Source organism: Xylophilus sp. GW821-FHT01B05, from assembly GCA_038961845.1.
GTDB lineage: Bacteria > Pseudomonadota > Gammaproteobacteria > Burkholderiales > Burkholderiaceae_C > Xylophilus.
Genome location: CP152408.1, coordinates 691665 through 710411, shown reverse-complemented (window position 1 = coordinate 710411; position 18747 = coordinate 691665). Strand labels below are relative to the sequence as shown.

Annotated in this window: 18 protein-coding genes; 9 read left to right on the top strand and 9 right to left on the bottom strand. The window is 69.3% G+C overall.

The annotated features are described in order from the left end of the window. Window positions 1-4 precede the first annotated feature (4 nt). On the top strand, window positions 5-1309 hold the full coding sequence (locus tag AAFF27_03400) for a D-amino acid dehydrogenase (GenBank protein XAH24252.1): 1305 nt from the start codon (window positions 5-7) through the stop codon (window positions 1307-1309). 47 nt (window positions 1310-1356) lie between these two features. Here AAFF27_03400 and AAFF27_03395 read toward each other — a convergent pair whose 3' ends face one another. Beyond that, window positions 1357-2316 carry a LysR family transcriptional regulator gene (locus AAFF27_03395; GenBank protein ID XAH24251.1) on the bottom strand — a complete coding sequence of 320 codons (960 nt, stop codon included), beginning with the start codon at window positions 2314-2316 and terminating at the stop codon, window positions 1357-1359. A gap of 129 nt (window positions 2317-2445) precedes the next feature. Between AAFF27_03395 and AAFF27_03390 the strand changes: the two genes are divergently transcribed. From AAFF27_03390 to AAFF27_03370, 5 genes are all read left to right on the top strand, one after another. Continuing rightward, entirely contained in the window at window positions 2446-3561 is a 1116-nt protein-coding gene (locus AAFF27_03390) for an aryl-sulfate sulfotransferase (GenBank protein XAH24250.1), read from the top strand. Window positions 3562-3734: 173 nt separating this feature from the next. After that, window positions 3735-4688: an ABC transporter substrate-binding protein gene (locus AAFF27_03385; GenBank protein XAH24249.1), complete on the top strand. Its 954-nt coding sequence runs from the start codon at window positions 3735-3737 to the stop codon at window positions 4686-4688. Continuing rightward, window positions 4685-5455 carry an ABC transporter ATP-binding protein gene (locus tag AAFF27_03380; protein ID XAH24248.1) on the top strand — a complete coding sequence of 257 codons (771 nt, stop codon included), beginning with the start codon at window positions 4685-4687 and terminating at the stop codon, window positions 5453-5455. Before AAFF27_03385 ends, AAFF27_03380 begins: the two co-directional genes overlap by 4 nt. Next, window positions 5452-6261 carry an ABC transporter permease gene (locus AAFF27_03375; protein XAH24247.1) on the top strand — a complete coding sequence of 270 codons (810 nt, stop codon included), beginning with the start codon at window positions 5452-5454 and terminating at the stop codon, window positions 6259-6261. Before AAFF27_03380 ends, AAFF27_03375 begins: the two co-directional genes overlap by 4 nt. Window positions 6262-6282: 21 nt before the next feature. Then, complete coding sequence (locus AAFF27_03370; GenBank protein ID XAH24246.1) at window positions 6283-7200, top strand: 2-oxoglutarate and iron-dependent oxygenase domain-containing protein; 918 nt, start codon at window positions 6283-6285, stop codon at window positions 7198-7200. Between the two features lie 80 nt (window positions 7201-7280). Here the strand turns inward: AAFF27_03370 and AAFF27_03365 are convergent, their stop codons facing one another. The 6 genes from AAFF27_03365 to AAFF27_03340 all read right to left on the bottom strand — a co-directional run bounded on the left by AAFF27_03365 (window position 7281) and on the right by AAFF27_03340 (window position 13170). Further along, window positions 7281-8558: an FIST N-terminal domain-containing protein gene (locus AAFF27_03365; protein XAH24245.1), complete on the bottom strand. Its 1278-nt coding sequence runs from the start codon at window positions 8556-8558 to the stop codon at window positions 7281-7283. Continuing rightward, on the bottom strand, window positions 8555-9457 hold the full coding sequence (locus tag AAFF27_03360; protein ID XAH24244.1) for a PhaM family polyhydroxyalkanoate granule multifunctional regulatory protein: 903 nt from the start codon (window positions 9455-9457) through the stop codon (window positions 8555-8557). Before AAFF27_03360 ends, AAFF27_03365 begins: the two co-directional genes overlap by 4 nt. Window positions 9458-9538: 81 nt before the next feature. Next, on the bottom strand, window positions 9539-10039 hold the full coding sequence (locus AAFF27_03355; protein ID XAH24243.1) for a copper chaperone PCu(A)C: 501 nt from the start codon (window positions 10037-10039) through the stop codon (window positions 9539-9541). 26 nt (window positions 10040-10065) lie between these two features. After that, window positions 10066-12168 (bottom strand): TonB-dependent receptor, encoded by a 2103-nt coding sequence (locus AAFF27_03350; GenBank protein XAH24242.1) that lies wholly within the window; start codon window positions 12166-12168, stop codon window positions 10066-10068. Window positions 12169-12178: 10 nt separating this feature from the next. Next, window positions 12179-12748 (bottom strand): YcnI family protein, encoded by a 570-nt coding sequence (locus AAFF27_03345; GenBank protein XAH24241.1) that lies wholly within the window; start codon window positions 12746-12748, stop codon window positions 12179-12181. 59 nt (window positions 12749-12807) lie between these two features. Next, complete coding sequence (locus AAFF27_03340) at window positions 12808-13170, bottom strand: DUF2946 family protein (GenBank protein ID XAH24240.1); 363 nt, start codon at window positions 13168-13170, stop codon at window positions 12808-12810. Window positions 13171-13351: 181 nt separating this feature from the next. Here AAFF27_03340 and AAFF27_03335 point away from each other — a divergent pair, with 181 nt between their 5' ends. Further along, a complete protein-coding gene (locus AAFF27_03335) occupies window positions 13352-14476 on the top strand; it encodes a hypothetical protein (protein XAH24239.1) in 1125 nt (374 codons plus the stop codon). A 144-nt stretch (window positions 14477-14620) separates the two neighbouring features. On the opposite strand, the gene AAFF27_03330 is transcribed toward AAFF27_03335, so the two are convergent. Together AAFF27_03330 and AAFF27_03325 are read right to left on the bottom strand one after the other, a co-directional pair. After that, the gene (locus AAFF27_03330; GenBank protein XAH24238.1) at window positions 14621-15583 is read right to left on the bottom strand and encodes a tripartite tricarboxylate transporter substrate binding protein; all 963 of its coding nucleotides are present in this window, start codon (window positions 15581-15583) and stop codon (window positions 14621-14623) included. Window positions 15584-15642: 59 nt separating this feature from the next. Beyond that, the gene (locus AAFF27_03325) at window positions 15643-16668 is read right to left on the bottom strand and encodes a fumarylacetoacetate hydrolase family protein (GenBank protein ID XAH24237.1); all 1026 of its coding nucleotides are present in this window, start codon (window positions 16666-16668) and stop codon (window positions 15643-15645) included. A 100-nt stretch (window positions 16669-16768) separates the two neighbouring features. On the opposite strand from AAFF27_03325, the gene AAFF27_03320 reads away from it, so the two are divergent. Then, window positions 16769-17620: an IclR family transcriptional regulator gene (locus AAFF27_03320; protein XAH24236.1), complete on the top strand. Its 852-nt coding sequence runs from the start codon at window positions 16769-16771 to the stop codon at window positions 17618-17620. A gap of 15 nt (window positions 17621-17635) precedes the next feature. Further along, window positions 17636-18682, top strand: a complete 1047-nt coding sequence (locus AAFF27_03315) for a DUF3108 domain-containing protein (protein XAH24235.1) — start codon at window positions 17636-17638, stop codon at window positions 18680-18682. Window positions 18683-18747 lie beyond the last annotated feature (65 nt).

The window sequence follows — 18747 nt, the reverse complement described above, 5'->3', positions numbered from 1 at the left end:
CGCCATGCGCGCCATCGTCCTCGGCTCCGGCCTTCTCGGCATCACCTCCGCCCATTACCTGCAACAGCTCGGCCACGAGGTCACGGTGATCGACCGCCAGGCCACGCCGGCTGCCGAAACCAGCTTTGCCAACGGCGGCCAGATCTCGGTCAGCCACGCCGAGCCCTGGGCCAATCCATCCGCGCCGCTCAAGGTGCTGCAATGGCTGGCGCGCGAAGACGCGCCGCTGCTGTTTCGCATCCGCGCCGACATGCGCCAGTGGCTCTGGGGCCTGCAGTTTTTGCGGGAATGCACGCCGGCACGCACCCGCCACAACATCGAGCAGATCGTCAGCCTGGGCACTTACAGCCGCGAAACCCTGCAGCAACTGCGCGCCGACCTGGGCCTGGAATATGCCCAGCGCACGCAGGGCATCCTGCATTTCTATACCAGCCAGAAGGAATTCGACGGCGCCGAAGGCCCGGCCCAGCAGATGCGCGCGCTGGGCTGCGACCGCCGCGTGATCTCGGCCGACGAGGCGCTGGCCATTGAGCCTGCCCTGGCCCATATCCGCCCGCAACTGACCGGCGCCACCTTCACCGCAGAAGACGAATCCGGCGATGCCAACCAGTTCGCCCGCGCACTGGCGCAGCGCGCAGCCGACGCCGGCGTGCAGTTCCGCATGGGCCACAACATCACCGCGCTGCGCGAGGTGGGTGGCCGCATCGACCACGTCGAAGTGACCGACGCCGAAGGCCGCTTCCAACGCATCAAGGGCGATGTCTTTGTGCTAGCGATGGGCTCGTTCAGCCCGCTGCTGGCGGCGCCGCTGGGCATCCGCCTGCCGATCTACCCGGCCAAGGGCTACTCGGTGACCATGCCGGTGCTGGACGCATCGCGCGCGCACCAGGTGTCGCTGACCGATGACGAGTTCAAGCTGGTGTTCTCGCGCCTGACCACGCCCGAGGGCGACCGCCTGCGCATTGCCGGCACGGCCGAACTCAACGGCTACGACCGCAACCTGAACGCGGTGCGCTGCGAGGCCATCGTGCGCCGCGTGGAGCAGTTGTTCCCCGGCGCGGGCGATGCGTCGCAGGCGCAGTTCTGGGCCGGCCTGCGGCCTGCCACGCCGAGCAACGTGCCGCTGATCGGCCGCACCAAGCTGAACAATCTATTCCTCAACACCGGCCACGGCACGCTGGGCTGGACGCACGCCTGCGGCTCGGGCAAGTCGATCGCGCGCATCGTGAGCGGGCTGGCGCCGGAGGTAGACTTCGCCTTCACCGGCATGGAGCGCGCGGCGCCGCGCATTGCTACCGCTGCGGCCTGATACGGGTGCGCCCCTGGCGCAGCGACGCCAGGCCTGGAGGTGTTCCTTCAAGTCGCAAATGCATCCAGTGCAAGGGGCGTGGATTCGGTATCGCCCAGGCGGGCACGGATCGCCGCAAGCTCCATCTCCAGGTACTGCAGGAACATGCCCATGGCCACCGAGGTGGCCTGGCCGGTGCGCTGGAACAGGCAGCTGTGCGAGCGCGCCCCCGTGTCGGCCAGCGGGCGCCAGGCCAGGCGCCCTGCGGCCACGTCCTCGGCGACGTTCTCGGGGATCAGAAACCCGACGCCCATGCCGCTGGCCACCAGCCGGCACACCATGGCCACCGAGCTTGTCTCCACCAGCGGACGCGCCTTGCGGTGCTCGCGCGCGTCGATCTGGTCGATCATGGCGCGCAGCTCGGTGCCCTGCGCCATGAGGATCAGCGGCTGCTCCAGGCAATCGCGCAGGCGCAGCGGTTTGCCGGTGGGCACGGCCAGCGGATGCCCGGGCGCCGTCACCAGGCCCAGTTGCTGTGGCCAGGCGCGCCCTTCTTCCACGCCCGGCGGCGGGCGGCGGCGTAGGCAGAAGCCGATGTCGGCCTCGCCCGCGGCCACCCACTTGAGGATCTGCTCGCCGCTGCCCGAGCGCACGCTGTAGGTCACGCCCGGGTAGCGCTGCATGGCCGCCTGCATGGCCTGCGGGATCAAGTGCTCTGCCGACGAGGGCGAGACGGCAAGGTGGATATGGCCGCGCCGCAAGGAGCGCAGGTCTTCCACCTGCGACAGCGCGTGGTCCAGGTCGCGTTGGCTGCGCCGCACCGAGGCCACCATGATTTCCCCGGCCGCGGTGAGCTGCATGCCCTTGGCCAGCCGGTCAAACAGCGGCGTGCCCACCTGCTCCTCCAGGTTGAGCACCTGCTGGTGCACGGCGGCAGCGGTCAGGTGCAGGGTCTCTGCCGCCTTGCGCAGCGAGCCACGGCGTGCCACCTCGTCGAAGCAGCGCAGGGATTGGGACAGCAGGGGCATGCGGGCACTGTAAGCTTTTTCTATACATGCCATCAGAAACAAACAGATATTCCGGACAGACCGGAATGCCTAGAGTGCGGGCATTGCCGCCGGAACACCGCTGCGGCGCCCCTTTTGGAAGGACCCCGCATGCCCAGCACCGTCGACCAGATCACCATCCGCCGCCGCGGCGTGGGGCTGATCGCCCATGACCCGGCGCTGTCGGCCGGCGGCTACACCCTGATCGCACCGCAGACCGCGCGCGGCCAGGTCTACCTGGTGGACATCCACGGCGCCGTGGCGCACGAGTGGAAGATGCCGCTGCGCGCCGGCCGCCACGCCGTGATCCTGCCCAACGGCAACCTGGGCTACAACGGCAACCACGCCGATTCGCCCGACCGCTACCCGGCCTGGTCGATGTGGCACGGCGGCGATTTCTCCGAGGTCACGCCCGCAGGCGAGGTGGTCTGGCACTACGAGGACCCGTCCCACCACCACGACGCCCAGTGGCTGCCCAACGGCAACCTGCTGTACGCCGCCTGCGCACCCGTGCCAGAGGGCTTTGCCGCCCGCGTGCCCGGCGGCACCGCGCATGGCGACGGCGAGACGATGGTCGGCGACGTGATCCGCGAGGTGAACCGCGCCGGGGAACTGGTTTGGGAGTGGAAGGCCTGGGAGCACCTGGCGCCGGAGGACTTCCCCATCCACCCCGGCTTTGGCCGCTACCACTGGCCGCTGGTCAACGGGCTGGGCGTGATGGCCGACGGCACGGTGCTGATGAGCCTGCGCACCACCAGCGGCATCATCGGTGTGGACAAGGCCAGCGGCAGCGTGCGCCTGCACATACCGCCCAGCGTGGTGTCGCACCAGCACGCCCCGGTGCCGCTGGACAACGGCCGCATCCTGGCCTTCGACAACGGCAACTTCCGCAGCGGCAGCCATGTGGCCTTCTCGCGCGTGGTTGAGATCGACCCGGCTACGAACGAAGTCGTGTGGTCCTATGCCGACGAGATGGTCAATTCCTTCTACACCGCCTTCATGGGCAATGCCCAGCGCCTGCCCAACGGCAACACCCACATCACGGAATCTGCCACGGGCCGGCTGTTCGAGGTGACACCCGCCGGCGAGGTGGTGTGGGAGTACGTGATTCCCTGGTTTGACGAATACCCCGACGCGGCCGCGCGCAAGACCGGCCCCGGCCGCCTCAACAGCGTGTTCCAGACCTTCCGCTACTTCGACCACCAGTTGCCCTGGCTCGCGCGCTGAAGTGAAACACCCCCAGGCTACGCGCTGCGCGTCTTCGCCAACCCCCTTGCAGGGGACACATCCAGCGGCGTGGCCTGTTCCACGGCCTTCTGCGCCTTGGGCTGTCGGCGCTGCAGGTGGCGCTGAGCGCCTGGGACGACTCATACGGCACGATTTTTGAAAGAACCTACTCCATGACCACCACCCGGCGTCTCGCCCTTGCGCTGCTCGCAGCCCTGTCCACCTCGGTCTTTGCCCAGGACGCCAAGCCAGTGCGCATCCTCACCAACTGGTTCGCGCAGCCCGACCAGGCCGGCTACTGGCAGGCGCAGGAAGACCAGCTTGGCAAGGACGCGGGCCTGAAGATCTCGGTGCTGCAGGGCGGCCCCAAGATCCAGACCATTCCGCAGGTGGCCTCGGGCCAGGCCGAGTTCGGCATCGGCAATGCCGACGATGTGCTGCTGGCGCGCCTGCGCGGCGCGCCAGTCAAGGCCGTGTTCGCGCACCTGGACTATGTGCCCTACGCTTTCATTTACCACCGCGACCCGGCCGTGAAGGGCATCGCCGACCTGCAGGGCCGCAGCTTTGCCGTCAACATCGGCAGCGCCTACTGGGAATGGACCAAGAAGCAGTACAAGCTGGCCAATGTGCGCGAGCTGCCGGTGAGCGGCGACCTGAGCCTGTTCCGCAATGATCCAAAGATGGTGCAGCAGGGCTACTCGCTCTACCTGCCCGCGCGCATGGCCGAGGCCGGCATCGACGTGCAGCAGATCACCGTGGCCTCGCTCGGCTACCGGCCGTACAACGTGCTGTTCACCACGGACGAGATGATCAAGAAGAACCCGGCCTTGGTGAAGGCCGCCATCGCCGCAGTGCAGAAGGGCTGGAGCAACTATGTGCGCAACCCCGGTGGCCTGAAGCCGCTGCTGACCGGCATGAACAAGCAGATCTCGCCCGCCATCTACGACGCAGCCAACAAGGACATGATCGAGAACCTGATCTCGCACGACCTGGGCCGGATCGGCTGCATGCAGGATGCGCGCTGGAAGGAGCTGGCCGGCCAGTTGAAGAGCGTGGGCTTTCTGCCTGCCGGCTTCGACGAGAAGCAGGCCTATGACCGCAGCCTGGTCCCAGGATGTGCGCCGTGAGCAGCCCTACAGCACGCGGCGCCAGCGTTGCGCTGCGCGGCGTCTCCAAGACCTATGCCACCGGCTTGCAGGCGCTGGCGCCGACCGACCTTACGCTTGCGGCAGGCGAGTTCGTCACCATCGTCGGGCCCTCGGGCTGCGGCAAATCGACCCTGCTGCGCATCCTCGCGGGGCTGGTCGAGCCCAGCAGCGGCACGGTCGAACGGCCGCGCGATAGCGCCACCGGCTTCGTGTTCCAGGAAGCCGCGCTGCTGCCCTGGCGCACGGTGCTGCGCAATGCCGAGCTGCTGATGGAGCTGGAGGGCTATCGCGGCGCCGACTGCACGGCGCGCGCACGCGAAGCGCTGCAACTGGTCGGCCTGACGGGCTTTGAGGCCAGCTACCCGCACCAGCTCTCGGGCGGCATGCGCATGCGGCTGTCGCTGGCCCGCGCGCTGGCACTGCGGCCGGCGCTGCTGCTGCTCGACGAGCCACTGGCCGCCGTCGACGAACTCACGCGCGAGGTGCTGCAGGAAGAGCTGTCCGCGCTCTGGCAGCAGTCGGGCTTCACCGGCGCCATGGTCACGCACAACGTGCACGAGGCAGCCTTCCTGTCGACCCGTATCGTGGTGATGTCGGCACGGCCGGGGCGCATCGTCGAGGTGGTGGACGTGCCCTTCGCCTTCCCGCGTGCGCCCGAGCTGCGCGCCACGCCGGAGTTTGCAGAGCTGACCGGCCGCGTCACCGCCGCGCTGCGGCGCAAAGCAACCGCAGAGGCCACGGCATGAGCAGCTCCACACCCTCTTCACGCCTGCGCGACAGCGCCCTGGCCGCGCTGCCGGTGCTGGTGGTGGCCCTGCTGGGCATCGCCGCCTGGTGGCTGCTGTCGGCCACGGTATATGCCGGCAAGGGCTACCTGCTGCCCGGCCCACAAGAGGTTGGCGCGGCCGTGGCCGAGAACGCCGGCACGCTGCTGCTGGCAACGCTGGCCACGCTCAAGGAAGCAACGCTGGGCTACCTGCTGGCCATCGTCTGCGGCATCGCGCTGGCGGCAGTGCTGAGCCAGTCCAGGCTGCTGGAGCGCAGCATCTACCCGTACGCGGTGTTGCTGCAGACGGTGCCGGTGGTGGCCATCGCGCCGCTGATCGTGCTCTGGTTTGGCTACAACGAACTGTCGGTGGTGATCATCAGCTTCATCATGTCGCTGTTCCCCATCGTCAACAACACGCTGCTGGGGCTGCGCTCTACCTCGCGCACGCTGGTGGAGCTGTTCGCGCTGCACAGCAAGAGCCGCGTCACCACCTTCTGGAAGCTGCGCCTGCCCAGCGCCCTGCCCAGCATCCTGGCCGGGCTGCGTATCTCTGCCGGGCTATCGGTGATCGGCGCCATCGTGGGCGAATTCATCATCGGCTCGGGCAATGCGCAGGGCGGGCTGGGCGTGCAGATCGTGTTCGCGCAGGGCCGCATGTACACCGCCCTGCTGTTCGCCGAGGTGATCGCGGCCACGCTGCTGGGTTTTCTGTTCTTCCTGGTGGTGAGCGGCATCGGCCGGCGCCTGCTGCAACACTGGCATGAGTCCGAGGTGGGCGACTGAGGCAGAGGGACAATCGCGCCCATGCAGCACGACATCCCCGTCATCGACATCACCGCCCTCGCCTCCCCTGACGCCGCCGCGCGGCAACAGGTGGCGGCCCAGATTGGCGCCGCCTGCCGCGGCACCGGCTTCTTCCTGATCACCGGCCACGGCGTGCCCGCCGCACTGGTGGCCGACACCTTTGCCGCCGCGCACGAAGTCTTTGCGCTGCCGGCCGAGGCCAAGCGCGAACTGGCCATTGCCCGGCACGGCCACAACCGTGGCTATGTGGGCCTGGGCGTGGAGGCGCTGGACGAGAAGACCGCCGCCGATCTGAAAGAGGCCTTCAACCTGATCTGGACCGACGGCGCCACGCGGCCGCCCAATATCTGGCCGCCGATCGAGGGCTGGAGCACGCGCCTGCAGGCTTACTTCGACGCGGTGCTGTCCGTGGGCCAGCGCCTGCACACGGCCTTTGCCAGTGACCTGGGCCTGGCCGAGGATTTCTTCGCCGACAAGGTCGATCGCCCGCAGGCCACGCTGCGCCTGCTGCGCTACCCCACGCTGCTGGACGGCGCGCCGCCCGGCCAGGCCGGCGCCGGCACGCATACCGATTACGGCAACGTGACCTTGCTGGCGACGGATGGCGTGGCCGGCCTGCAGGTGCGCCGCCGCGACGGCCAGTGGCTGGACGCGCCCACGCTGCCCGGCGCCTTCATCTGCAACATCGGCGACTGCCTGATGCGCTGGACCAATGATGTCTATGTGTCGACCCCGCACCGCGTGGCGCGGCCGCCGCACGAGCGCTATTCGATCGCCTTCTTCCTTGACCCGAACCCGGATGCGCTGGTGCAGGCCATCCCGTCCTGCGTGCCGGCGGGCGAGGCGCCGCGCTATGCGCCGGTGACGGCGCAGGCCTATCTGCAGCAGCGCTTTGATTCCACCTACGGGAAGATGTGAATATTGGTCAAAAGTGGCTCTAGCCCAATGTACACGCCGGCTTATAGCTATACATTTTGTAGTAAACCGACAGCAGCCGGCTATTCGCCCACAAACACCGTCAACACCCCCGTGTAGCCATACACGTGGTGGCGCGCGATCTCGCCGCCGGCAAAGAAGCCGATCAGCGGCACGTCGCCCAGCGCATGGCGCACGATCTGCAGCTCTGCGCTCGGGCCGCCAAAGTGCGGGCCGCCACGGCCGGCGCAGCTGATGTAGATGGCGCCGGCAATGCGGCGCGCCGGGTGCGGTGCCGATTCGGCCTCGGGTGCGGCCAGCGCGGCGGCGGTGGCCAGCGGCATTTCCTCGGGTTCCAGTTCTTCGCGGATCTCGGCGCAGATGCGCACCAGGTCGGCCCGCGCCGCCTGGGCGTTGCGCCGGCAGAAGGCCATGCGCATGCCGGGCGCCACGCGCTCGGCCACGGCCACGCCGTGGCGCGCCGGGTCGAGCCCGATGATGTGGCGCACCCGCGTATCGACGCCGAAGTGGCCAGTGCGCCCGACCAGGTCACTGGCCGCGCCGTCCTCGGCCGACTGCAGGCCGACCAGCGTGGTGCGCACCGCAGCCAGCGCCTCTTGTGAATCGTCGAGCGACACGCCCAGCTCGCGCAGCAGCACATCCAGCGCGGGCTCGCCATCCAGCGCAGTGATCACGTTGTCTTCGGCGCCGGTGATCTGGTGCGCCGCCCCGACTGGCTGGCAGCCCTGGGTCACGCGCGACACCAGGCCGATGCCTTCGCCAAAGGCCACGCCGCTCAGGCCGCCCTGGAACACGCCGCTGGCCGCGCCCTGCCCGCGGATGTTGCCGTTGCCACCGACCGCAAACTGCACGCTGCCGCGCCGGCTGGCGGCCAGCCCGCCGAACAGGTAGCCGGTGTTGGTGCGCTCGGCCAGTTCGGCCACCAGCTCGGTCAGGTCGGGCATTTGCGCGTCGGCATGCAGCAGCGCGGTATGCGCCTGGAAGCTGCCGGTGGCGAGCGAGCCAAGTGGTGCCACGCCGGAGAAGATGCGGTAGTGCTCGGGCGGCAGATCGCACAGCATCACGGCCAGCGCGGGCTCGTCGAAATACTCGGCGTTGTTGGCCGCCACGCCTATGCCCACGGTGCCGGCCCAGTCGGTGATCTCGGGCAGCTCGGCGCCCAGGGCTTCGAGGATGGCCTCGGCCTCGTCCACGTAGTGGTCGGTGATGTAGACGATGCCCAGCGTGGGCGCCGCCGCGTGGTCGGGCAGCGCCATCTGCGCGCGCAGCTGCGCCAGCACCAGGCCAGCGGCCATGCGCCATTGCGGGTGGGTGGCGTGGGCGTAGGGAAAGAGTTTCATCGGCTGCGGCCACGGCGCGTGGGCGAAGCCGGCGCTGCCGCAGCAGTGGATGCACGCGGGCGCTTGGCCGGCGCAGCGGTTGCGGGCGGTGGTGCCGCCGCGCGGGGCGCGGCGGCGGCGGCCCAGCCCTTGGAGGCGGCCGGGCGCGCCGGCTTGGCGGCGGCTTTGGCCGCAGGCGCGGCGCTGGTTTTTTTAGAGGGTTTTTTGGCTTCAGCCCTTGCTGCACCTTGGCTATCAGCTGCGGTTTTCATAGCATCCGCAGCCATGCGCCCTGCCACATCGAAAGCTTGACGCGTGGCGTCAGCCATCTGCGCAAGGGGCGCGTCCTTGGCCTGGCGCGCGGCGTCCTGCATGGCGCTCGCGGCGATCTGCTGGAACTGGTCGGTGAGCGCGTTCCACCACTGCAGCGGGTCGGCCGTGCCGGGCTTTGCTGCGGCCGGCGCCTCTTCTGCGGCTGGTGGCGCAGCGGGCTCGGGCGCTGGCGCCTCGACGGCGGCTGGGCGCGCGGTGTACATGTCGTCGTAGGGGCCGGCGGGCGCTGCGGCCGGCGCAGCAGTTGCAGCCGGTGCCGCGCCTGGGAAGTTGAAGGCCGCGGCCAAATCACCCATCTGCACATTCATGCTGCGCAGCGTGGCCAGCGACATCTTCTGCACCTCCAACGCCTGGATGGTGGCGGCCAGCGCGCGGGCGTTCTGCTCCAGCCAGAACTGCACGGTCTTCAGCTCGTTGATGCGCTTGTCCAGGTCTTCGACCTTGATGGTCGGCGCGATCCAGCTCGACCAGTCCGGCCCCTGGCTCGCCTGCGGCGCCGCGCCCTTGGCGGCGGACTGCACCAGCGTTTGCAGGAAGTCGAACCCGGGCACGAAATTGCCGAAACCGAAAGGCGGGGAATCGCTCATGACCGCTCCAGAAAAGATGAACCGCGTGCCCCGTGCGAGGGCGCGGGGCATCGGCGGTCAGCTTACTCCAACGGCGTGCGTTCAGTGCCCGTGGTGCGAGTGGTCTGCGGCGTCTTTTGGCGCTGCGGCGGCGCCCGGCGCAACGGTGGCCACCGGCAGCGTCAGGGCCTGCTGGCGCTCCACGCCCTGCGCGTCGCGCAGCAGCAGCGTGAGCGGCACGGTCGTGCCCTTGGCCAGCGCCTGGCGCAGGCCCGTGAGCATGAGGTGGTAGCCGCCGGGCTTGAGCTGCACCGGCGTGCCGGCGGGCAGGTCCAGGCCGTCGAGGGCGCGCATGCGCATGACCTCGCCGTCCATGCGCATCTCGTGCACCTCGGCGGTGGCAGCCACCGGCGTGGCCACGCCCACCAGGCGCAGCGCCACCGGCGCGGTCAGCGTCATGAAGCCGCCGGTGCCGCTCTGGCCCGGCACGCTGGCGCGCACCCAGGCGCCCTCCACTTTCACGTCCTGGGCCTGGGCCGCGCCCAACAGGCCAAAGGCGCAGGCCGCGGCGGCCAGCCATGTCGTCAGTTTCTTCGTGTGCATTGCAGTGTCCTTGGATGGTGGTGGTTTCAAAGTTTCCATTGCAGCCCGGCGTAGACGGAGCGGCCGTCGCCCGGCAGGTAAAGCGCCGTGGCGGCAGTGGCGCTGCGCACCACGTTGACGCTGGCGATGTGCCGGCGGTCGGCCAGGTTGCGGGCCTCGACGAACCACGAGGCATTCTTGCCCAGCGGGCCGCCGGTCTTCAGGCCAAGCAGCGCATAGCCCTCGGCGCTGGTGGTGTTGGCCATGTCGGCATCGGTGCGGCCGGCCACGGTCAGCACCGGCCCGGCGTAGACGCCACCAGGTGCCGCGCGCCACAGCAGCTCGGAGCGCAGCAGTTGGCGCGGCACGCCGGGCAGCCGGTTGTTGCCGAAGCTCGGGTCGCCATCAAAGCGGAAGTCGTTCAGCGTCCAGGTGCTGCGCCATTCCCATTGCCGGGTCGGCTGCCAGCCCACGCCGGCTTCGATACCCTGGTGCACGGTGCGCGGCACGTTGGCGGTTTGCGGCGCGGCCACGCTGCTGTTGCCGGCGACCAGCACCTGCGTCTGCAGCATTTCGTCGCGCACCGCAGCGCGGTACAGCGCCAGGTCCCAGTCCAGCGCGCCGCGCGCGCCGCGGCTGCCCACTTCGAGCGTAGTGGCGCGCTGCGCGTTCAGCAGATTGGGCCGCAGGCCACCGGTGAGTTCACCGAAGGACGGCGGCTCGAAGCTGCGCGAGAGATTGGCAAAGAGCTGCGCGAAGTCGCCGCGCACCGCGCCGGCGGCCTTGGGCACGACATCCCACAGCACGCCCAGGCGCGGGCTGAAGCCCGAGTAGCCGCGCGAGAAGCTCTCGTCGCCCTCGCCCGCCGCAATGAAGCGGTCTGCGTTGCGGCGCGTGCCACGCGCTGCCTGCAAGCCGGTGATCAGCGCCAGGTCGGGCCGCAGGTACCAGTCGTTCTGCACGTACAGCTCGGCGCTGGCGGCGGTCTGGTGCAGCTGGTTGGTGCGCGCGCCGGGGCTGCCGCCCAGGTTCACAAAGCGGTCGTCGTCCAGCACGCCATAGCCCAGCTGCGCACCCGCGACGAAGCGGTTGCGCCGGCCGGCCAGCGTGCCCTCGCGCACCCAGCGCGCGCCCACGCCCAGGTCGTCGCTGCCCTGGTCCAGCACCTGGAAGATCGGGTGGAACAGGTGCTTGTGCGACCAGAAGGCGTTCAGCTCGACCCGGTCCTGGCCCAGCGCGATGGTGGTCAGGCTGGCGATGCGCGCGACCTCGATGTTGCGCTGCTGGTCCAGCGCCACGTTGCCAGCCGCCGCCTGGCGCGGGTTGGCCTGGTACTCGGCGCGCGTGAGGTTGCCGGGCAACTCCGAGCGGCTGCGCGCCAGGCCCAGGTAGAGCCGGGTTTCCACGTCATCGCTCAGGCGGTAGCCGATGTTGCCGTTGAAGCGCCAGGCCTCCTGGCGCGCATGCGCGCGGTAGCCCTGCTGCTGGTAGCCCGAGAAGCTGGCAAAGCCATCCACCGCGCCCACGGCGGGGCCGCCGTCCGGCCCGGCGCCGCGCACGAAGCCGCCCTGCACATGCTCGCGCCGGTAGCCATAGCTGCCAGCCTCGCCGCGCACTTCGAGCCCCGGCGTGTCATAGCCGGTGGGCGATACGTAGTTGATGGCACCGCCCAGGGTCGAGCCGCCGTACTGCAGCGCGTTGGCGCCGCGCTCCACGCGCACATAGCGCGCGGCCAGCGGCTCCAGCGCCTGGAAGTCGCCGCTGCCATCGGTGAGCGTGATCGGGATGCCGTCCTGCATCAGCTTGATGCCGCGCAGGTGAAAGGTGCGCTGCAGCGCCGAGCCGCGAATGGACAGCCGGGTTTCCTCCGAACCAAAGCGCGGCTGCGCCACCACGCCGGGCGACAGCGCCAGCACATCCTGCAGGGTGGAGACCCGGCCCTCGCGCACGCGCTCGACATCGACGATGTCGGTGCCGCCCGGCACGCGCCGCGCCGCCGCGCGCGCCTGCTCGATTGAGGGCACGGTGGCGGCCGGGTCGGCCACGTCGCGCACCGTGACGGTACCCAGCGTGGCCTGCGCGCCGGCCGTGGCAGGCGCAAGCTGCGCCACTGCCGCCGCCAGCGGCAGCAACATGAAAGGGATACGCATGGCGGCCCTTTCAGTGGTGGTGCTGGTGCGCGGCGGCGGGCTCGGCCGCCATGCCGGGCATGTCCGGCATGGCCGCTGCGGCGCCTGCGGCCGGCTGCACTTCCAGCAGCGCGGCGGGGCGGCGCAGGCCGCGCGTCACCGTGCCGGTGGCGGGCACCTCGGCCCAGTCGGTGCTGGTGTCGCCGCACTGCTGCAGCACCTTGAACCAGAGCGGCCCCGGCGTATTGGGCAGCTTTACCTGCAGCGCGAATTCGTCGTACCAGGCGTCGGGCAGCTGGCCGCCGCGCCAGGTGATGTCAGACACCTCGCCGCCCTCGGCTGCGCGGCGAATATCCAGCGTCCAGCCCGGCTTGGGCTGCGGGTGCGCGGCCTGCACGCCGGGCGGCATGCGCACGGTGATGGCCGTGGTCGCGGCACCATCGCAGCCATGGCCCACGCGCAGCACGGCCTTGTAGTAGCTGCCGGCGGGGGCGGACTTCTGGTCGAGCACGATGTGCGCCTGCGCGACGCTGCAAAGGCTGGCCAGCACGGCCAGGGTGGTACGTGCGAGAAGGGGCGCACGAAGAATGTGGAACGGCATGTTCCCTCCGGAAGAAAAAGAAAGAGTCCGCCGCGAACGGCGGGCGGGTCAGTCAGGCTTCAGAGGAACAGCGGCGGCCCGCGCGCGGGCAGCGGTGCCGCAGTGCGCGCGGCGATGTGGGCCGCAGGCACCGGCTGCAGTGCGTAGGCCAGCGGGTGCGGCACCGTGGCGGCCTGCGCCAGCACTGGCGGCGGCGCGCCCACGCTGGCACAGAGCGGGCAGTCCAGCGTGTGGCCCTGCTGCGCGCTGTTGCTGCTGCCATCGGCGTGCTTGACCAGCAGCTTCAACTGGCCCACGCCCGAGCAGATCAGCTCCAGGCTTTGCGGCTGCATCAGCGGCGACGCCACGGCCGCACCCACCGCCAGCAGAAACCACACCAGCACAAGGCGGGCGAGGACGGCGGAGGTGCGCAGGCGATGCATGGCCGCATTATGGGTGTTGCAGCAAAATGTCTCGCGATGTAACGATAACCCTGCTGCCCCGGTAAGGGATAGGCCCGCTGCTAAGCTTGGCCGCCATGGCCTTGCAGTACGTTCCAGAGAGTCAAGCGCCGGGGAGATGTGGTTAATGAGCCTTCGTTCCGGCGCTCGCACGGGTTGTCGCATGGTGATCGTTTTGGCGGCGCTGACGGCTGGCACCGCCTGGGCGGTGCAGGAGTGCGAACTCAACGGCGAGTCCGTGAACCCGGCCAATGGCCACACCACCCAAGGCAAGAGCGGCACCATGCGCTGCCGTGACGGCGGCCATCTGGTGCGCGAGCAAGAACTGCAGAACGGCAAGTTCATGGGCGCGGTGCGCTACTACACCGAAGGCAAGCTGTCGCGCGAGTACAGCGTCAACGAGCGCGGCAACATGCAGGGCCGCAGCCAGGAGTTCGCGGCCAACGGCCAACTGGTGCGCGACGCCGGCTACGACGACGGCCGCCAGGTCGGCCTGGCGCGCACCTTCTACGCCGACGGCCAACTACAGCGGGCCAGCTTCTATGGGCCCCTGGGCGAGCTGGCCTATGCCGAATTCACCTCGCGCGGCGAACTGCGCAGCCTGCGCTGCGCCGAGCGCCCGGTGCTGGCACCGGTGGTCGATGACGCCAAGCTCTGCGGCTTCCCGCTACGCACCTCAACCGTGGCCTTCGTGGCCGAGAACGGCACGGTGCGCGCGCGCGGCACCTATGTCGCGGGCAAGCGCCTGCGCTACGAAACCTTCCAGGACAACGGCCTGCCCGCGCAGCAGGAAGAGGTCACCCTCACCAGCCGCGTGGAGCGCAGCTTTGGCCCCAACGGCGCCAAGCGCCGCGAGGTGCTATGGGCCATCAACAACGGCAAGGCGGTGCGCGAGCGCGAGCAGGAATTCGCCGCCAACGGCTCACTTACGCGCGAGCGGCTGTGGACCCAGGGCGAACTCAGCAGCGAGTCAACCTACTACCTCAATGGCCAGCCGCGCAGCAAGGCGCAGTACACCATGTCCGGGTCCACGCGCCTGCTGGAGACGCGCGAGTTCTACGACAACGGCGTGCTGGCCGCCGAGGGCCGCTACATCGACACCGGCCGCTACGCCCCGGTGCCCACCGGCACGCACCGGCGCTACGACATGCAGGGCAAGCTCAAGTCCGAGTCGATCTTCGACAGCCGCGGCCGCATCAGCCGCGAGCGCACCTGGGACGCCGAGGGCGACCTGCTGCGCGACGACGAGCTGTTCGAGGACGGCTCGCGCAAGGTATACACACGCTAGAGAGCTTGGCTCCCCCCCAGGCTACGCGCTTCGCGTCTTCGCCTCCCCCCTCAAGGGGGCACCGCCAGCGGCCTGGCAAAGCCAGTTCCGCGGCGGTTCGCGCATGGCCTGCTCCGCGGCCTTCTGTGCCGTTATAGGCTGTGATTAATCCAACTTCACGCCCGTGGCCTGGATGATCGGGCCCCAGCGATGGGCTTCAGCCCGCGCGAAAGTGTGGAACTGCTCGGGCGTACCGGGCATCGCCTCCATGCCGAAATCAGCCATGCGCTTTTGCACGGCGGCGCTGGCCAGTGCCTGGTTCAGCGCGCCGTTGAGTCGCTGCACCATCGGCTGCGGCAGGCCCGCCGGGCCGAGGATGCCCTGGAAGGCGAACACCTCTGAATTGGGCACACCGGCCTCGGCCAGGGTTGGCACGTCGGGCAGCAACGCGGCACGGCGGGCCGAGCCAATCGCCAGCGCGCGCACCTTGCCCGACTGGATCACCGGCAGGCCGGCGGCCAGGTCCAGGAACATGCAGGGCACCTGCCCGCCCATTACGTCGGCCATGGCCGGCGCAGCGCCACGGTAGGGAATGTGGGTGATGAAGGTGCCGGTGCGGCTCTTGAACATTTCCATCGCCAGGTGGTGCGGCGAGCCATTGCCGGGCGAGGCGTAGTTGAGCTTGCCCGGATTGGCCTTGGCATAGGCGATGAAGTCCTTCAGCGTCTTCACCTCGAAGCCCGGCGTCACCACTAGCGCCAGCGGGAAACGGCTGATGCCGCCGACGTAGCTGAAGCTGCTGTCCGGGTTGAAGGGCAGCTTGTGGAACAGGTGCTCGTTGTAGGCCAGCAAGGCGTTGTCGGCCGACATGATGGTCAGGCCATCGGGCCGCGCCGTGGCCACAGCCTGCGCGCCGATGTTGGTGGAGGCGCCCGGGCGGTTGTCGATCACCAGTTGCTGGCCGAGCGTGCCGCGCATGGCCTCGGCCACGGTGCGCGCCAGCACGTCGGTGCCGCCGCCCGCCGGATAGGGCACGACCCAGCGGATCACGGCGTCGGATGACTGGGCAAACGCTGGGCTGGCCACAGCGGCGGCGCCGAGCGCGCCAAGAACGGTTCTGCGATGCATGCGAATGTCTCCTTTTAGTGTTGTGTGCGGGGTTATCGCGGGAACCCTGGCCCGGATGCTCAGACCGTGGCGATGGCCTTGCCCGGCGGGGCAATTTTTTGGTCAATCGCACCAAAGATGCTCTGCCCGTTGCGGTTCTTCATCTCGATGCGGATGGTGTCTCCAAACTTCATGAAGGCGGTCTTGGGCGCGCCGTCCTGGATGGTTTCGATGCAGCGCTTCTCGGCGATGCAGCTGTAGCCCTTGGGCCAGTCGGTACGGCCGTCTTTCTCGACGCCCTTGTTGCTGACCGTGCCCGAGCCGACGATGCTGCCGGCGCGGACATTGCGCGTCTTGCCGATGTGGGCAATCAGCTGGCCGAAGTGGAAGGTCATGTCCGGCCCGGCGTCGCACATGCCGACCTTGCGGCCGTTCCAGGTGCTTTGCAACACCAGGTTCAGGCGGCCGTGGTCCCAGGCGTCGCCCAGCTCGTCCAGCGTCACCGCCACCGGGCTGAAGGCCGTCGCCGGCTTACTCTGGAAGAAGCCAAAGCCCTTGGCCAGCTCAGCCGGGATCAGGTTGCGCAGGCTGACATCGTTGGCAATCATCACCAGGCGGATGCCGTCCAGCGCCTGCTCGGGCGTGCAGCCCATGGGCACGTCGCCGGTGATCACGGCGATCTCGGCTTCGAAGTCGATACCGAAGTCTTCGGAGGGCACCAGCACGTCGTCGCGCGGGCCAATGAAATCATCGCTGCCGCCCTGGTACATCAACGGGTCTTCGTAGAAGCTGGCCGGCACCTCGGAGTTGCGCGCCTTGCGCACCAGCTCCACATGGTTCAGGTAGGCCGAGCCGTCGGCCCACTGGTAGGCGCGCGGCAGCGGCGCCATGCACTGCGCCGGATCGAACGGGAAGGCATGCCGCGCGCGGCCCGCGTTCAGGTCGTCATACAGGTCCTGCAACTGGGACGACAGGAAGCTCCAGTCGTCCAGCACCTGCTGCATGCGGGTCGCAGTGCCGGTCGCATAATGGGCCGTAGCCAAATCGCGGGAGACGACGACCAGTTGGCCGTCACGCGAGCCGTCCTTGTAGGTGGCGAGTTTCATTGAGCGGAGTCCCCGTGTGGTGGGCAGTTTCGGACCACGGTCCGATTACGTATAGTTAAACTGGTTTAACTAAAAGAAATGATCGGGGATTCTAGTGGCAATGCAGCAGGGGCTGGAAGCCCCGGGCGAACCCTTTAACCATAGCGTCGGCGACGAGCCCGACGACGATTCCGGCAAAGCGCGCGCAGGCATCCAGTCAGTGGAAGTCGGCTTTGCGCTGCTGGATGCGCTGGCGCGCGCACGCGGCCCGCTGATGCTGCGCGACGCTGCCGCTGAAGCCGGCATGAGCGCAGCCAAGGCACACCGCTACCTGGTGAGCTTCCAGCGCCTGGGCCTGGTGGCGCAAGACCTGCGCACCTCGCGCTACGACCTGGGCCCGGCCGCGCTGCGGCTGGGGCTGGCGGCGCTGTCGCGGCTGGACCCGGTGCGCCTGGCGCGCGAGCGCATCCCGGCGCTGATGGAAGCCATCGGCCACACGCTGGCGATTGCCGTCTGGGGCAACCGCGGCCCGACCATCGTGCACTGGGAAGAATCCCCGCAATCGGTCACCGCCAACCTGCGCCTGGGTGACGTCATGCCGCTGCTGTCCTCGGCCACCGGCCGCTGCTTTGCCGCCTGGCTGCCGCCCGAGGCGATTGCGCCGCTGCTGAAAGACGAGATCGCCCACGCCCGCAAGCTGGGCCGTACCGACGTGCCGGCCACCGCCGCCGATGCGGCGCGCCTGTTTGCCGAGGTGCGCGAGCGCGGCACGGCGCGCGTGGTCGATACCCTGCTGCCTGGCATCGTCGGCTTTTGCGCGCCGGTGTTCGATGCCGACGGCCACATCGCGCTGGGCATGGTCACGCTGGGCTCGGCCGCCACCTTCGACCCGCAGTGGGGCGGCGCAGTAGAGGCGCCGCTGCACGCGGCGGCGCAGCAGCTGTCGCGCGACCTGGGCTTTGCGGGCGCCTGAGGGCAGGACCAAGCAATGGGCATCCCGACCCGGCCGCTGGTCGCCCTTACCGCCGCCGTGCTGCTGGTGCACCTGGTGGCACTGCACTGGCTGCCGCCGGGCCTGCCGGATGCGCCGGACGAGGAAAAATCCACGCCCTTCGAGGCGCGCATGGTGCTGCCGCCCGCGCCGCCTGCGCCGCCCCCTGCCGCGCCCCCCAAGCCCCGCCCGCGCCCGGCGTCCAAGCCGGCCTCGGTGCCGCTGCCAGAATCTGATAAAAATATGGCCCAAGCCCAGGACACGCCTGGGCCTATAGCTACAGATTCAATAGCTGGCGCGGTGATCGGGCCGGTCGCGCCGCCCTCGCCGCCTGCAGCGCCCGAACCACCGGCCGAGCCACCTGCACCAGCGCCACCGCCGCCCGCGCCGCCGCCACCGCCCGTGGGCCTGCCGGCGCCGGTCAACATGTTCTATGACGCCGAAGGCTTTGCCAAAGGCTTCACCTGGCACGCCAAGTCAGAACTGCACTGGCAGCAGGACGGGCAGGACTACAAGCTGCTGATGGAGGTGAGCGCCTTCCTGGTTGGCTCGCGCACCCAGACCAGCACCGGCCGGCTTGGGCCCCAAGGCCTGCAACCGTTGCGTTTTGGCGACAAACCACGCAGCGCGGAGCAGGCCGCGCACTTCGACTACGACCAGGGCCGCATCGTGTTCAGCTCGAACGCGCCCCAGGCCACGCTGGCCCCGGGCGCGCAAGACCGGCTGAGCGTGTTCGTGCAGTTGGGCGCGCTGCTGGCCGGCGACCCGGCGCGCTACCCCGAGGGCGCCAGCATCAGCGTGCAAACCGTGGGCACGCGCGACGCCGAAGACTGGCTGTTCACCGTCGCCGGGCACGAAGAGCTGCAGTTGCCGGTCGGCCCGCTGGCCACCGTGCGCCTGGAGCGCGCCCCGCGCAAGGACTACGACACGCGGGTGCAGGTCTGGTTTGCGCCTTCGCTGGGCTTTTTGCCGGTGCGCATGCGCATCACCCAGCAGAACGGCGACTACGTCGACCAGCAGTTGCGCAGCATGGCGCCGCCGTAACGTCTCGTCGATAAAGACCGCCAAGAGTGTCATCCGACAGGGCCGCTGGCGCGTAAAGCATAAAA

Bases quoted from the DNA above. Each gene is read 5' to 3' on its own strand.
- AAFF27_03400 (XAH24252.1), top strand. From the start codon at position 5: ATGCGCGCCATCGTCCTCGGCTCCGGCCTTCTCGGCATCACCTCCGCC.
- AAFF27_03395 (XAH24251.1), bottom strand. From the start codon at position 2,316: ATGCCCCTGCTGTCCCAATCCCTGCGCTGCTTCGACGAGGTGGCACGC.
- AAFF27_03390 (XAH24250.1), top strand. From the start codon at position 2,446: ATGCCCAGCACCGTCGACCAGATCACCATCCGCCGCCGCGGCGTGGGG.
- AAFF27_03385 (XAH24249.1), top strand. From the start codon at position 3,735: ATGACCACCACCCGGCGTCTCGCCCTTGCGCTGCTCGCAGCCCTGTCC.
- AAFF27_03375 (XAH24247.1), top strand. From the start codon at position 5,452: ATGAGCAGCTCCACACCCTCTTCACGCCTGCGCGACAGCGCCCTGGCC.
- AAFF27_03370 (XAH24246.1), top strand. From the start codon at position 6,283: ATGCAGCACGACATCCCCGTCATCGACATCACCGCCCTCGCCTCCCCT.
- AAFF27_03365 (XAH24245.1), bottom strand. From the start codon at position 8,558: ATGAAACTCTTTCCCTACGCCCACGCCACCCACCCGCAATGGCGCATG.
- AAFF27_03360 (XAH24244.1), bottom strand. From the start codon at position 9,457: ATGAGCGATTCCCCGCCTTTCGGTTTCGGCAATTTCGTGCCCGGGTTC.
- AAFF27_03355 (XAH24243.1), bottom strand. From the start codon at position 10,039: ATGCACACGAAGAAACTGACGACATGGCTGGCCGCCGCGGCCTGCGCC.
- AAFF27_03350 (XAH24242.1), bottom strand. From the start codon at position 12,168: ATGCGTATCCCTTTCATGTTGCTGCCGCTGGCGGCGGCAGTGGCGCAG.
- AAFF27_03345 (XAH24241.1), bottom strand. From the start codon at position 12,748: ATGCCGTTCCACATTCTTCGTGCGCCCCTTCTCGCACGTACCACCCTG.
- AAFF27_03340 (XAH24240.1), bottom strand. From the start codon at position 13,170: ATGCATCGCCTGCGCACCTCCGCCGTCCTCGCCCGCCTTGTGCTGGTG.
- AAFF27_03335 (XAH24239.1), top strand. From the start codon at position 13,352: ATGGTGATCGTTTTGGCGGCGCTGACGGCTGGCACCGCCTGGGCGGTG.
- AAFF27_03330 (XAH24238.1), bottom strand. From the start codon at position 15,583: ATGCATCGCAGAACCGTTCTTGGCGCGCTCGGCGCCGCCGCTGTGGCC.
- AAFF27_03325 (XAH24237.1), bottom strand. From the start codon at position 16,668: ATGAAACTCGCCACCTACAAGGACGGCTCGCGTGACGGCCAACTGGTC.
- AAFF27_03320 (XAH24236.1), top strand. From the start codon at position 16,769: ATGCAGCAGGGGCTGGAAGCCCCGGGCGAACCCTTTAACCATAGCGTC.
- AAFF27_03315 (XAH24235.1), top strand. From the start codon at position 17,636: ATGGGCATCCCGACCCGGCCGCTGGTCGCCCTTACCGCCGCCGTGCTG.